This is a genomic window from Alteromonas salexigens, assembly GCF_025628895.1.
Classification (GTDB): domain Bacteria; phylum Pseudomonadota; class Gammaproteobacteria; order Enterobacterales; family Alteromonadaceae; genus Alteromonas; species Alteromonas salexigens.
The window spans coordinates 142,878-156,938 of the sequence record NZ_JAOTJC010000006.1 but is presented as its reverse complement, the minus strand read 5'-3'; the positions used below and the strand labels follow the sequence as shown (position 1 = coordinate 156,938).

Annotated in this window: 13 protein-coding genes; 7 read left to right on the top strand and 6 right to left on the bottom strand. The window is 51.6% G+C overall.

What is annotated here, in order from left to right:
* Positions 1-151 precede the first annotated feature (151 nt).
* The gene (locus OCL06_RS04820) at positions 152-967 is read left to right on the top strand and encodes an acyl-CoA thioesterase (protein WP_262992614.1); all 816 of its coding nucleotides are present in this window, start codon (positions 152-154) and stop codon (positions 965-967) included.
* A gap of 14 nt (positions 968-981) precedes the next feature.
* On the opposite strand, the gene OCL06_RS04815 is transcribed toward OCL06_RS04820, so the two are convergent.
* Both OCL06_RS04815 and OCL06_RS04810 read right to left on the bottom strand, forming a co-directional pair.
* Entirely contained in the window at positions 982-1,827 is an 846-nt protein-coding gene (locus OCL06_RS04815) for an HDOD domain-containing protein (protein ID WP_262992613.1), read from the bottom strand.
* 184 nt (positions 1,828-2,011) lie between these two features.
* On the bottom strand, positions 2,012-3,055 hold the full coding sequence (locus tag OCL06_RS04810; RefSeq protein ID WP_262992612.1) for a 2-dehydropantoate 2-reductase: 1,044 nt from the start codon (positions 3,053-3,055) through the stop codon (positions 2,012-2,014).
* 171 nt (positions 3,056-3,226) lie between these two features.
* Here OCL06_RS04810 and OCL06_RS04805 point away from each other — a divergent pair, with 171 nt between their 5' ends.
* On the top strand, positions 3,227-4,390 hold the full coding sequence (locus tag OCL06_RS04805; RefSeq protein ID WP_262992611.1) for a glycosyltransferase: 1,164 nt from the start codon (positions 3,227-3,229) through the stop codon (positions 4,388-4,390).
* A gap of 110 nt (positions 4,391-4,500) precedes the next feature.
* Here OCL06_RS04805 and OCL06_RS04800 read toward each other — a convergent pair whose 3' ends face one another.
* Positions 4,501-4,890: a SufE family protein gene (locus tag OCL06_RS04800; protein ID WP_262992610.1), complete on the bottom strand. Its 390-nt coding sequence runs from the start codon at positions 4,888-4,890 to the stop codon at positions 4,501-4,503.
* Complete coding sequence (locus OCL06_RS04795; protein WP_262992609.1) at positions 4,891-5,298, bottom strand: DUF2750 domain-containing protein; 408 nt, start codon at positions 5,296-5,298, stop codon at positions 4,891-4,893.
* Positions 5,299-5,509: 211 nt separating this feature from the next.
* Between OCL06_RS04795 and OCL06_RS04790 the strand changes: the two genes are divergently transcribed.
* Together OCL06_RS04790 and OCL06_RS04785 are read left to right on the top strand one after the other, a co-directional pair.
* Positions 5,510-6,361: a hypothetical protein gene (locus OCL06_RS04790; RefSeq protein WP_262992608.1), complete on the top strand. Its 852-nt coding sequence runs from the start codon at positions 5,510-5,512 to the stop codon at positions 6,359-6,361.
* 21 nt (positions 6,362-6,382) lie between these two features.
* A complete protein-coding gene (locus OCL06_RS04785) occupies positions 6,383-6,823 on the top strand; it encodes a hypothetical protein (RefSeq protein WP_262992607.1) in 441 nt (146 codons plus the stop codon).
* 33 nt (positions 6,824-6,856) lie between these two features.
* Here the strand turns inward: OCL06_RS04785 and OCL06_RS04780 are convergent, their stop codons facing one another.
* Together OCL06_RS04780 and OCL06_RS04775 are read right to left on the bottom strand one after the other, a co-directional pair.
* Positions 6,857-9,241 (bottom strand): two-component system response regulator, encoded by a 2,385-nt coding sequence (locus OCL06_RS04780; RefSeq protein WP_262992606.1) that lies wholly within the window; start codon positions 9,239-9,241, stop codon positions 6,857-6,859.
* Between the two features lie 3 nt (positions 9,242-9,244).
* Positions 9,245-11,815 carry an HWE histidine kinase domain-containing protein gene (locus OCL06_RS04775; protein ID WP_262992605.1) on the bottom strand — a complete coding sequence of 857 codons (2,571 nt, stop codon included), beginning with the start codon at positions 11,813-11,815 and terminating at the stop codon, positions 9,245-9,247.
* An 82-nt stretch (positions 11,816-11,897) separates the two neighbouring features.
* On the opposite strand from OCL06_RS04775, the gene OCL06_RS04770 reads away from it, so the two are divergent.
* From OCL06_RS04770 to OCL06_RS04760, 3 genes are all read left to right on the top strand, one after another.
* Complete coding sequence (locus tag OCL06_RS04770; protein ID WP_262992604.1) at positions 11,898-12,482, top strand: biliverdin-producing heme oxygenase; 585 nt, start codon at positions 11,898-11,900, stop codon at positions 12,480-12,482.
* Between the two features lie 75 nt (positions 12,483-12,557).
* A complete protein-coding gene (gene xthA / locus OCL06_RS04765) occupies positions 12,558-13,367 on the top strand; it encodes an exodeoxyribonuclease III (protein ID WP_262992603.1) in 810 nt (269 codons plus the stop codon).
* Positions 13,368-13,369: 2 nt separating this feature from the next.
* Positions 13,370-14,029, top strand: coding sequence for an energy-coupling factor ABC transporter permease (locus OCL06_RS04760; protein ID WP_262992602.1), 660 nt, complete (start codon positions 13,370-13,372; stop codon positions 14,027-14,029).
* Positions 14,030-14,061 lie beyond the last annotated feature (32 nt).

Below are 14,061 nucleotides of genomic sequence, written 5' to 3'. Positions count from 1 at the left end.
CGCCACCGTATGTCAGTCTCTCACAAACCAGGTACCGGACCAAAACCCATCATGAGACAACGTACCCTTTTAGTAATGGCCAACGACCCCACTTGGTGATTACGTCGAGTTCAGGTACGATAACGCCACACTCATCAGACCAGATAGCACTATGCACGCAGACCAGCTTTTTTTACTGCCAGAGCCCCAACAGTCCGACGACAACACGTGGCTTTTTGAAAACCTTGTCATACCTGCCGACTGGGGCCAGGGACGGACTGCCTTTGGCGGGATCACAGCAGGCTTGGTATTTCAGGCCATTGGCTCGCAAGTAGAAACAGGCCGCCTGTTACGCTCATTTACCACGAACTTTGTCGGGCCTCTGACGCTGGATGCGCCCTTTTCCGTGCAGGTATCACGGTTACGCGAAGGCAAAAATGTATCACAGCTTACCGGCCAGATTATTCAGCATGACCGGGTATGTGTCTTCTGTCAGGCATGTTTCGGACAAGCCAGAAAATCGAAAATTCGGGTGGAAAATACTGAACAGCATCAACTGGAAGCCCCTGCCAAGGCCAACTTCATCCCGCAGATTCCAAAAGTAACACCCCGCTTTCTGCGTCATTTTGAACTGTCAGTGGATAAAGGCGGACTTCCTTTCACATGGAAGAAAGACAGTGTTTATGAGGGATTTATGCGTTTCAAAGAGGCCCCTGAGGTTATTACCGATGCCCATGTAATCACCCTAATCGACGCGTGGCCGCCCACCCTGCTACAAATGATGAAGCTACCGGCGCCGGCCAGCACAGTGAGCTGGAATATTGAATTTATCCATCCCCACCATGAGGTCAGCCCTGATGCCTGGTTTGCTTATAAAGCGCATACCCGACAGGCGGCAGATGGCTATGGTCACACCGAGGCAACGATCTGGAACAGTCACGGTGATGTGATTGCACTGAGCCGACAAACTGTGGCGGTGTTCGACTAACGGCGGAAACTGCGTTAATAGAGAATAAAGGCGTTAGGATTAAACAGTGAAATGACACTGATACACTGCAAGTTGGTAATATCCAGCGCATCTTCCAGGTCTTCTCTGTCCAGCTTCAGTACTTCGTGCTGATGAGCCTCTAAATTACTGTAACTGGGGTAGATGTCGGGGTTCACGTTGTCCAGTGCCAGAACATAAGCCAGTTGCACAATTTGCACTTCTTTGTCGTAAGCAGGTTGGTCGGTGTTATGGATCTCGCCTACCGGCTTGTAGATAGTTTCCGGGATCCCCCACTCGCGAATAAGGGCCGCGGATAACTCAGCATAGGAAAAACCCAGAATGGCTTCCTGAAGTTCTTTGGGAGTAACTCTGGCATTAAATGCCATACACCGACGGGCTTCGTCTGGCTTAGTGGCGACCACTACCAGTTCGCCTACGTTGTGCAGCAGGCCGGCCACGAACAATCGTTCCGACTCACGAATGCGTTCCCGCTCAGCAAAATATTTAGCCAGCAAGCCACAAGACACACTTTGCTCCCAGAATTTATCCAGATCAATGACCTTGCTGTCCACCTCGCTGAACGCCTGGGTTACCCCATAGGCTAACGCGAGATCGTAGGCAGAGCGGGTGCCGATAACCTGCAGCGCTTTACTGATTGTGTCGATTTTATTTGGAAAACGATAAAGCGCGCTGTTGGCCACCCGTAATAACTGTGCGGTCAAAGATGGGTCAAAAGCAATGACATCGGCGACGTCATCAATACTGGCAGCGTCATCATCCATGCATTCTTTCAGTCGTGTCACGGAGTCTGGTAAGACAAAAAGCTCACCGGCTTGCTTGGCTAATTCGTGCGCATTCATTGTAAGGCTGCTCCTTGGCGGTCCTTTTCCCTTCTGATACTCACGCAAGTCCCTGTGCGATTAAATATATCCATCAGCATATGGTATAGAACATTATACTTAGCTGCGCCATTTATTTCGAAATTTACTGCCGAAAAATGCCTGTAAAACAGGCTTTACCTGCTGAAAGTAGTAACAAAATGTATCACTTCGTGCCAGCAATCGCGCTCACCAACTCGCTTGGCGATAATTTGGACTCAGGTTCTCCTCGATTACTCCTCTGCTCTGCCTGCTGAAGTAACCGGTTAATCGCCCGGTTGGCATTACAGCGAAGTCCATACTGCTGGCCGGCTTCGATTACTGCGCCATACATAAAACCACGCTCCGTGGGCCGGCCATTGTGTAAATCCCACCACATTGATGTTTTTACTTCGTCATCAATAGTCAGCATCTGGCCAGCTACCCGCCGGAATACACAGTCAGGGAGTCGCAACACCGAGGGCAAGGCCCAGCCGGGTAAGCGGGCAACTCTGGGCAGTCGAATCCGCATTGGACGGCAAACCGCAAGGAGTTCGTCCATTAACTGCGCAATCACCCGCCGGTATCCCCGCTGAGTTAACATAGTGCGCACCGGCACGCCCGCCAGGGCATTGACGCCGTTGCCCAGGTTCAGCTGTAGCTTTGCCCATTGCATGGCATAGATATCATCGACCAGTCCCACACTGAGCATATGATGCTGTAGCGCGTTCAGAATTAGCTTGTCTGACGATGTGCCGGTCGCCTCTAGCGCAAGCGTACCCTCTGATCCGCGATGCAAATGTTGGGGTTCTAAACTGACCACATTGAAGGGCACCACCGCACGAATAACAGTATGTTGCGGAAACTGGGTTTTAATCATTTCATACGCACCAATCCCATTCTGGCAACATACGATGATAGTGCTGGTATGTAAGACGGGCCTTAGCTGGGCGGCTATGTTTTTTATCGCAGTACACTTAACGGTGAGCCAGACAATATCGGCGGGTGCGGGTTTGGCCTGCTCATCCTGCATGAGCGGCGGCACTGCCTCACGCTGTCCGAGATAATCCGTGAGGGTTAAAGGATGCCCGAGTCTGGTCAGCCAACTGCCTCGTGCTACTACCCCTGGTAGCTGGTTATTCAGCGTTAAGATTGCGCCTATATAACTGCCTATCAAGCCACTGCCAAATACCAGATGAGAGGGCCGCTGATGTTCTGATGAATGTTCCATGTGCATCCTGTGGCTCGTTTATCCGTTGATTTGTGGTTATTCGCGCTGAGTGCTCTGATACAATACGCGACTTTTAATTCGAGTCGAAGTGTTATGCCCCAATCAGCGTCTCATTTGGTTATTATTGGTTATGTGTGGCCCGAGCCTGATTCATCAGCGGCGGGGCAAAACATGTTGACCATTATCAATGCGTTTCAGTTAGCTGGCTGGCAGATAACCTTTCTTACGGCTGCTACAGACAGCCCGCACAAAGCAGATTTGTCCGCCTTAGGGATAGCCAGCGAGCCGGTGGCACTAAACAGCAGCAGTTTTAACCACCGCGTTGCCCAGCTTGCCCCCGATGCGGTGTTGTTCGACCGGTACATGACCGAGGAGCAATTCTCCTGGCGTGTCCGCGAGGTCTGCCCTGCAGCAGTAAGAATACTGAATACCGAGGACCTGCATAGCCTTCGTGACGCGCGCCATCAGGTGGTTAAAGCCGGCCGCCCCCCGGAACAGGCAGATCGCAACACCGCGCTGGCACAACGGGAAATTGCGGCCATCTTACGCAGTGACATTACGCTGGTGATCTCCCCGGTGGAACTGGCGCTGCTGACCTCTTATTACCAGGTCCCCCAGCAGCAACTCTGTCACGTGCCACTGCACCTGCCGTTGCCCGATATCAACAACCCGCCCGGTTTTAACGCCCGCAACGGTTTTGTCAGTATTGGTAACTTTCGCCATGCACCGAACTGGGATGCTGTCTTACAACTTAAGCAACATCTCTGGCCGGCAATCCGCGCTCGCTTACCCAAGGCTCAACTGCAGGTATACGGCGCTTACCCGCCTAAAAAGGCGACGCAATTGCATAACCCTAAAGAAGGCTTTTTTGTTGCAGGCTGGGCAGAAGATGCGGCAGAGGTAGTACGCAATGCCCGGGTGCTGTTAGCGCCACTGCGGTTCGGTGCCGGACTGAAAGGCAAACTAATATTGGCCATGGCATCGGGTACACCGTCAGTGACAACGGAGATTGGCGCAGAGGGGATCTGTGAAGCTGGTGAATGGCCGGGCGCCTGTTCTTCAGATATAACCGCCATGGCGGATGCGAGCTACCAGCTACATGAGGACGCCACCCGGTTTACCCGTGCCCAGCAACGAGGCTTAAGTATTGCAACACGTTTTGCAGATCCGGCTCCCACCCAAGATATGGTGCAGCGGGTCAAAGCTCTTGCAGGCAATATCGACAATCATCGTGCCACACTTTTTTTGCAACACCTGCTCTGGCATCAGACCCTGAGCAGTACCCGTTATATGTCACAATGGATAGAAGCCAAAAACCGGCTGCCGGAACCTTAGGTATCGGGAATCTACCGGACCGTATAGCGCGTCGAAGCTTAATAGTGGTCCGGCCGTGAAGCAGGTGACCTGCAGGCATAAAATGGCAGACCGTCTAATGAGTGGGTGCTCTACCCTTGTTGTATGCGGTCCACCACTCCCCTTAGCCCGTTTCCACGTGACTGACTAAGATGACGGGATAAATCACAGGCTGCCAGATAAGCGGCAAAGTCATAGTCTGCGCGCTCAGACGGGGTAAGCTGATTGGCTTTTTCGAGCACTACCGCCAGCACTCCGCGTAATATCTTACTGGGCGACCATGCCGCAAGAGTTGCTGGCTGCGTAGGTAACGGGGCCATCCACACATCGCTGTCACAGCCCTCGATCAGGTTATCGTCGATTCGTAATGAGTCGGGCAACACCGGTAACGCCTTCCCTGCCAGCATGATCGCCCGGGTGGTATTGTCCCAGCCGGACGCATCTGACACCGACTGCGCCAGCGGTAATAAGGTTGCAGGCATTCAGGCAGCCGGCTCACTGTCATCAAAGCTGGCAAGCAATTCCTCTGCGCTCAGCACGCTGTTTTCTTCATCTTCGCGACAGGGAAAGAGCACCAGCTCAATACCGTTTTTGCCCAGCCCGGGCAACCAGTCCTGCCTGAATTGCTGCAACGACACACTGACCGGCTCTACCGCTTCCGCTTCGTCGCTTATCCACGCTGAAACCAGGTCGTAATGTGGCCACACCGGTAACCGTTCTACGCCATCCTGAGCAAGCATGACGAAACCCTGTTCACCTTTCAGCAACCACACTGCGTCGGCTTTTTCCGTGTAATCCAGAAATAAGGTCTGGCGCTCATCAGCATTGAGGGAGGTGGCTTGTTGAACTACGGGTGCGGCCAGCTTTTCGGTAACAGTTGCAGGAAACATAGGCGTTTACGGTAAATAAGTCAGATATTAAGTATAACATCTGCCAGCAGAAGCACCATAACTCCCATATCCGTGCGTTCATTTTGTTGACAGAATACAGGTAGTTAGCCTGAGTGGACCCACCTTGGCGGGGATTGCCATCAAATAGTATTTTCCCGCGGACAAAGTCCATGCTAACCTGCTTCTTTCCTACGTGAAGTTAGCATTAGCTATGCAATCTGAGTACTTTATTACCTCGCGCAACAATCAGCATATCGTTGCCCTCACCGAGGTACAATTTAAAGAGCTTAAGCGGGCAAAGAAACGATTATCATCGTCTTTCGCGGTAGCGCATAAATACCGGCTGGTGAAAGCCAACTTTGAAATGACGGTTGATGCTATGGCCAGGCTGGGGCAATTGTATGTGGAACAGGCTGGTATTGAGGCCATGGAAACGGCCAAGCCTCATCTGAACGCCTGCGTAAACAATTTCATCCTCAGTTCCCGCATGTTTACCAGTCAGCTGAAAAGACATGTGCAGGCTTGTCTTCCTCAGAACAGACGCTCCCAACAGCAACTCACAGAAGCTATCGACAGAGAGTATCACGGCTCGTTTGCCTACCGTTTTGTAGACAGTTTGTATGATTACGTGTCGTTGTATGGCATTAGTATTCATACCCTGATCATGGAGAGTGTGGTCAGTGAGAAGGCTGATGGCACCCTGTCCCGTCAGTATGGCCTCAAAGCCATGGTGGAAAAAGATTTTATCGGCGGCCCCGCAGAGTTCCGGGCATTGGTATTTGATGAAATAAAAGCACCGGTGAACCTGATGGAAGTATTCGGCCAATTCAATGAAAGCGTGGAGCGATTACATCACGTTGCACTCGAGCTGGTTAAAGACGTGGCTGATGAGGCAAACGCCACAGTGCTGGAATTTTTAAATGTGTTTATTGCCGAACATGGCACAGAGCACGACAACTTGTTTGTTGTGCACAAGACCAGCGCAAGACACGAGAAAGTTTATGACAAATTCCCGTTATCAATGTACGTCAACAATCACAACATGGATTCTGATTATGTTTAGTGCCTCGTGGATGAGTACGTTATGAAGCTTGCCATGCCTACTGTTACCGACACTACGGGCATGCCCTATCACTTTCGTGATGCTATCGGCATTAATTACCGTAACTTTGCTATGTGGCTGATTGAAACGCGCCAGCCGGATGAGTCGCAAACATTGCTCACCATTAATTTTCCGTGGACGGCGGAGTCTCAGCAACAAAACCGTAAGGCTCACCACTATACATTACCCCAATCGTGCAAAGCGCTGGCGTTACACTACCAACAGGAGTTGACGGCTAACTCTGGCGTGATTGTGTACGCGGAAGTGTCCAAACTTTTTTGTATGCTGGTGATTGCGTCGACGCAGCCTGAAGAGGCCAAAGCGCAGCTACAAAGCCTGCCCTGTCCGGATGAGTTTGGTCTGCCTGAAATTACCGTCCTCACCACATCCACACAGGCGTTTTTACAGCAAAAACTGAGCTGAGTAGGCTGAATTCCTGTTTAAAAGCCGGCTGTGTTAATTGGTCTGCTGTTCAACACTATCGAGCAGCGAGACCACCTCCATTAAGGACATTGGCCGGGCAAACAGGTAGCCTTGCATATAATGACTGCCCGCCCTGGTCGCAAAATCAGCCTGCGCTTCACTTTCTATTCCTTCAAACAGCACCTTTTTGTCCAGTCGGTGACATAAATTCACCAGCGACTCAGCGATAATATTTTGCTTACTGTTTTCATCGTTGGTGGGCGCCAGACTCTTATCCAGTTTCACTATTGTAGTGAAGGGCTCGGACAACTCGGATACGGATGCATAGCCCGCCCCGAAATCATCAATGGCTATGCCGAAACCTTTTTGTGATAGTTCTTTGAGTACCTTGCGGGTATTGAAGTCGTGCATAACGGACTCCGTCACTTCCAGCACCAGGTCTTCAGGCACCACCCCGAAGTCAGCCAGGTAATTCAGAAACTCCTGCACCATCATCGCCGAATTCAGCTGCAAAATAGATACGTTTACATGCAGCTTAATATGAGGATGGCCTGATTCTCGCAATAAACGGTGCGCAATACACACTTCCCGCAACATTTTCAGGCCTAACGCATTGATAAGCCCGGTCTCTTCCGCAACCGGAATAAAGGAGGCCGGATTGATATTGCCAATGTCCTGGCTGTGCCACCGGCACAAGGCTTCCAGCGCCACAATTTTTCTGTCGCTATTTACAATAGGCTGAAACGTAGCATGTAACTCTTTGTTGGTTAGCGCGTTGTATAACCCCTGCTCTACGTATAACCGGTATTCAATGGCGTCGTTTTGCTCCTGGGAATAGCGGACCGCCTGGTTCTTGCCGCGCTTTTTCGCTTCGTACATCGCAATGTCTGCGCGCTTCAGTAATTCGGTCGATTCATCTGCATCGCGGCTTTCTGCCACCCCAATACTGGCGCTCATCTTTAACTCGCCGGCATCAATGGTAATTGGCTTGGTAAATGTGGTGAGAATACGATTACACAGCGCATCCACATCTTGTTCGCTTTGTACCAGTACCACGAATTCATCACCGCCATGACGAATGAAAATATCTTCCCGGCGAATTTCCTGTTTAATAAGCTCAGCGCAGGCCGCCAGTACCTCATCGCCCACATCATGGCCGTAGGTGTCATTCACCAGTTTGAAGCTGTCTATGTCAATAAAGATAAGCGCTTGCAAGTGACCTGCATACACACTTTCACTCAGTACCAGCTTCAGGTAATTACGGTTTCCGGCCCCCGTCAGCGGGTCAGTAAAAGCCAGGGTTTCCAGGCGCTTTTCTGCCTGTGACAACTCTGTAATATCTGAAATTGTCACCACGTAGCGTAAATCACCATGCAACTCTTCCAGCTCGGCGCAGGTGACGAAGGCGGAAAAGTCCTGCCCCTGAGCGTTAACCAGTGAGAGCTTTTGCCTGCTGATATGGCCGGCTGGTAATTCCTGGTGACCGTCACAGAGATCTTCTCTGGTCAGGCCAAAGTCACCCAGTGTCGAGCCGGTCAGTGTATCAGCCGAGCTTCCGAACAGCCGGGATAGGGCACGGTTAGCGTCGCGGACTATAAATTCTGCATCCAGTACTGCCACCCCTTCCGCTAATTGATCGAGAATGACATTGGATAATTTTAAGCGGCGCATCTTGCGCTGACGCTCAGTTACGTCGATGACCGCGCCCACCATGACCTTGTTATCGGCCACACTGACATCGCTGAACACCACATCAATCCACATGGGCTCGCTGTCGTCCTGCGTGACCTTGATGGTTTTACGCAAGCTTGAGCCACTTTCAATAGCGTCGATAACGTCCTGGCGCTCCTTCGCAGGAAACAGCGCCAAGAAACGCTCTTTCGATAAGGAAGTACTGGCGCCAAACCGGTTTTGTAAACTGCTGGCACCGGAAAATTCAAAGTCCTGCCCGCACTCACGTAACTCCACCACACCAAACTGGGCCGCTTCTGAAGCCATTTTGAAGCGTTTTTCCGACAAGGCTACCCGTTGCTCAAGGGCGAACCGGTGCAGCGCAGTTTCACATGCAGTCTTAATGGTTTTAGTATCAAAGGGTTTGACGATGTAGCCATAAGGGCTGGTTTCCATTGCCTGACTGACTGTGGCATCGTCAGAATATGAGGTCGTAAATATCAGCGGGATATCAAAGCGCTGATTTAATTGTCGGGCTGCCTGAATACCACTGCCTCCCTCAGACAAGTTAATGTCCATCAGGATGAGTTCCGGCTGGTATTTTTCAACCGCTTCCAGGGCCTGCTCTTCCGAACGAGCCAGACCCACGACTTCCGCACCCAGCGTGGTCAGCTCTCTGGCCAGGTAGGTCGCCGCAATAGTGGTATCTTCCACCACAAGTACACGTTTTCCGGTTATCTGGCTCATCGTTTAATCCTTGTCGACCGCAAACAGCGACATAATTCGTTTCCTCAACGTGGGCTCTGCCACAGGTTTACTTAATACCGGAATATCCTCAAATGAAGCCGGTAACTTTAATTCGTCGCCATAACCGCTGACAATCAGGCACGGGGTTTGGTTCCCGGCAATTTCCTGCAATAAGCCTAAGGTGGTTTCATTGCCCAGATGCACATCAAATATGACCAGCCCATGACGATGTTTATTGTACAACGAGCGCGCCGTATTAAGATTACCGGCCACTGCTACCTCGGCAATGCCCAGCCGTTTTAGTTTTGCCTGCATATCCAGAGCAATTACCAGGTTGTCTTCCACCACCAGCGCTTTCTCCGGCAATGGTGGAGTAACCTTGTCCGGTTTCGCCCGCCACTCCTCACCAGGCTCACTGGTAACGGGCGCCGCCTTAACCAGCACATACCTGGCAGGTATTTGCATACTGGCGTGGACCCCATGTGGGTCAAAAGTAATATCCAGCTCACCGCCAAGCTCATGGGGGATCACCGAACGTATTAGGGTCATACCAAAGCCTTCCCGGGTCGGCGGCTTGACTGGGGGGCCGCCGAGTTCCTGCCAGTCCATACATAGCCCCCGATCCTTATCGAACGACCACCTGAGTGTGACCTGGCCTTTATCCCGGGAAGCCGCCAGCGCGCCATATTTCGCCGCATTGGTAAACATCTCGTGTATCACCAGCACCACTGGTGTGGCTGCCTCAGGCTTTATGGTAATTTCCGGCCCACTTAGCGTGATATGACTTTCCAGGTCTATGTAAGCCTGAATTTCTGTTTCCAGAATATGCCGGAAGTTAACCTCTCGCCATTCAGAGGCGGTTAACTGGTCATGGGCTGACGCCAGCGCCACTAACCGTCCTGTCAGCACCTCCACAAAGTCAGCCACTGACCGGTTGTGCTGGTCGGTTTGCAAGATGATGGCGTTAACCAGATTCAGTATATTGCGTACCCGGTGATTCAGTTCTGATATCAACAATTCATGCTTTCGGCTGGCTTCCAGAAGCAGTGAATCGCGCTCCTGCATATGCCGGATCATGACTTCAAGCAGCATAACACGCAAAGACTCTGCATCACGGTAATTTTGTTCGCTCCAGTGATGACATTGATCCCGGTGGGTTTGCTTCCACAGCGCAAAGCTCGAACGGGGCAGCAAGCGATCGCCATTAGGCCCTGTGCTGACCGGCTTATTGGGGTTGCCTGCCCATTCTACTGTCTGTGTTTGCGCCGCGCGGAAAAACAGCACGTAATCTCTGGGATTACGGGAAATTGGCAATGCCATGACACCGGCAACACTCTGCGCCTGGGTATCGTACTCTGTAAGCACGTCAGCCAGTCCGTTAATGCCAGTAACTTCATGCGCTGCCCGACTATTCAGGTAGCGTATTAACTTTTCCAGCACCTCATCCTGCATGCTCAGGCCCGTGGCGACGCGCTGACCATTGATTTGTGCCAATATACCGTCACAGGGAATAATCTCCTGAAGTGTGGGAAAGTGCTTTTCCAGTGTGTCAATAAACGCCCCGTCTACCGCCATGGTAGTCATCAACCTACGATGAAACTCGCGGGTTCGGCTGGCTTCAGCCTCTCGTTCGCTATTCAGTCGGGCGCCCATTTCGAGTGCAAAGAATTCAGCAAACAGTTCCAGTTCCGTGCGCTGGAAATAAGAGGGAATTTTAGGAGTATGGTGATGGCAGGCGATAAGTCCCCACAGCTTACCATTCACGATAACTGAGACTGATAACGCCGCTGAGACTCCCATGTTGCGCAGATATTCAAGGTGAACAGGCGACACCGCCCTCAGGGTGGAATAAGACAAGTCAACGGGGTCGTCGTCCTTGCCTGAGCCGGGGATAATGGGCACCACGGTGTCGTCCACATTGCCAATCACCCGTAACAGATTTTTAAGGTACAGCGCACGGGCTTGTTTTGGGATATCGGAAGCGGGATAGCGCAACCCTAAAAAGGCTTCCAGACCCCGGTCTTTGGCTTCTGCAATGACTTCACCCGCGCCATCCGGCAAAAACCGGTACAACATCACCCGGTCGTAGCCGGTAACCAGTTTCAATTGTTGGGTGACCATTTCTGCCAGTGCCTGACTGGATGGCGCCGCATAGAACTGGCTAAGCAGTGAGCGAACAAAGTTATCCTGCTTATGCTGTGTGCCCTGACTGGGCTCAAATTCCAGTATCACGAACTCGCCGTTGTGATGCACAGACACATCGATCTGCTTGCCTGTGGCAGCAATCATTTGGCCAAATAAGCGTTCATTACGACGGGTGATCATAGCAGACTGAACCGCCGACCTCAGGTGATGGCGGGTGGTCTTGCAGAACCATTCATTCAGCGCGCCGCCTACCACCTCATCAGCTGGCACGCCAAGATAGGCGGAAATGTTTGCTGAACACTGCGCCACCGTCCAGTCTGCGCGCAGTGCCAGAAAGCCACCGAAGCTCTGAATGTAACCCAGTTTGTGAATTGGCTCACGATCGCAGTTAGTCAGATCGACAGAGCCTGTGGGGGTTAAATCTGCCATGGATTGTCTTTAAAAAAAGTTAATGTTCTAATGAATGACAGGGTATCGCAGTCCCCTCCAAGTGACCAATGTTCAGGACGTTATGACCATAATTTTAGACAGGCTGCGCCAGGCAACAGCAGCAGAGCATACGGCGCTTGAAAATACGCCACCTTTCAACGCATTAATGAGCGCCACATTTTCTGGCCAGCAGTACGGGCAAGTACTTACTGTGCTGCATGGGTTTCATCGGGAGATAGCCAGTGCGATGGAGGGCTTGCACGCCCATCCCGTGGTGCACATGCTACACTGCGATACCATACTGCAGGCACTGGAACGGGACCGTACAACGATCACCGGCCCACAAGCGAGCCCCTTCAACTTCCCGCTTTCTCTGTCAGCCTGCCGCGCCGATGTACTCGCCTGCGGCTACGTGTGGCTGGGTTCATCTATGGGCGGTAAAATGATTGCGCGCTGGCTAAGCCAGCAGCATCCTCACCAGCCGACCGCCTACTATGCCAGCCTGGCTGCATGCAGCAAGAACTGGGCTGAATTCCGCCGTTACACGTCAGGCATTCAGCTTAACGAATCCGAAACACAACGCTGCTGCCTGGTGGCGAAAACGCTGTTTGAGGAGCTGCGTAGTGCTGCGAATAAACTTACTGAGCACCTTACTGAAGCCAGCTGACAGCGACAAAAAGGGCTGCCAGCTTATATGGATCTTTGCTAGCATATCCCCCTTATTTTCTATCAGCAGTCAGTTATGAAAGTTATCTCTTTTAATATCAACGGTATTCGCGCCCGCTTACACCAGTTACAGGCAGTTATAGACAAACATCAGCCTGACGTCATTGGTTTGCAGGAAATTAAGGTCCATGACGAGCAGTTCCCGGTCAGCGCGGTAGAAGAGATGGGCTACCATGTCTATTTTCATGGTCAGAAAGGTCATTATGGCGTGGCAATGTTGACTAAACAGCCGGCAAAAGCGGTTCAGCGTGGCTTTCCTACCGACGATGAAGACGCCCAGCGTCGAATGATCATGGTGACCCTGGAGAATAAGCAAGGCGAGCCCGTCACTGTGCTGAACGGTTATTTCCCGCAAGGGGAGAACGAAAAGCATGAAACCAAATTTCCTGCCAAACGCAAATTCTATGCTGACCTGATGGGTTACCTGGACGGGCACCACAGTGCTGAGGATAACGTCATTGTGATGGGCGATATGAATATTTCTTCCCGCGACACCGACATCGGCATTGGTGAAGAAAATAAAAAACGCTGGTTACGTACCGGCAAATGCAGCTTCCTGCCGGTTGAGCGAGAGTGGATCGAGCGAGTATTTGACTGGGGGTTATATGACAGCTTTCGCGCGCTGTATCCTGACACTGACGATCAGTACAGCTGGTTCGATTACCGTTCAAAGGGCTTTAATGACAACCGCGGGCTGCGCATCGATCTTATTCTGTCATCCAAGGCTGTGCACGCAGCGCTTACCGACGCCGGGATAGATTATGAATTACGTGGCATTGAGAAACCCTCTGACCACGCCCCCATCTGGGCCACCTTCAACATATAAGTATGTTTGACTCTCTCACCACCCTGCAAGGGTCAGGGTGGGTCCTGTTAGTAATATTGCTCAGCTATCTTGCCAGGCATCTGCCCCTGGCGGCTTTACTCCGGGATAAACAACGTCAGCACGTGTTATTTGGTGCCACGGCACTAACCTGTTTCTTATGGGTATTCCGGGCCGGTATATTCGAAGGCCTGGATGTGCATTTTCTGTGTCTGACTGCCCTAACCCTCACCCTGGGCTTCCGGCTGGCCATATTCGCAGGTATTGCGGCCCTGCTTGGGGCCACGGTTGCTGCCAACGAAAGCTGGGCCATGTTCGGTATCAACGGGCTGCTGGGTGTGGTTATACCGGTGTGTGTCTCGTATCTGGTGTACTGGATATCCTTCCACAAAATTCCCCGCCACCTGTTTGTGTACATTTTCATCTGTACTTTTTTTCCGGCCGCGCTGGTCATTGCGCTCAAACTGGCGCTGGTGGGCAGCTATTATGCACTGGATAATATCTACAGCTGGGATACGGTGATTAATAATTACATGCAGCTAATACCGTTGGTGGTTTTTCCGGAGGCATTTATCAACGGTGTGGTGATGACGCTGCTGATTATTTATAAACCGGAATGGGTATACACTTTTCACGATAAGTTTTACCTCGACCCGAAAGTGTAGTGAACCACTAAAAACGCCGGCAAATGCCGGCG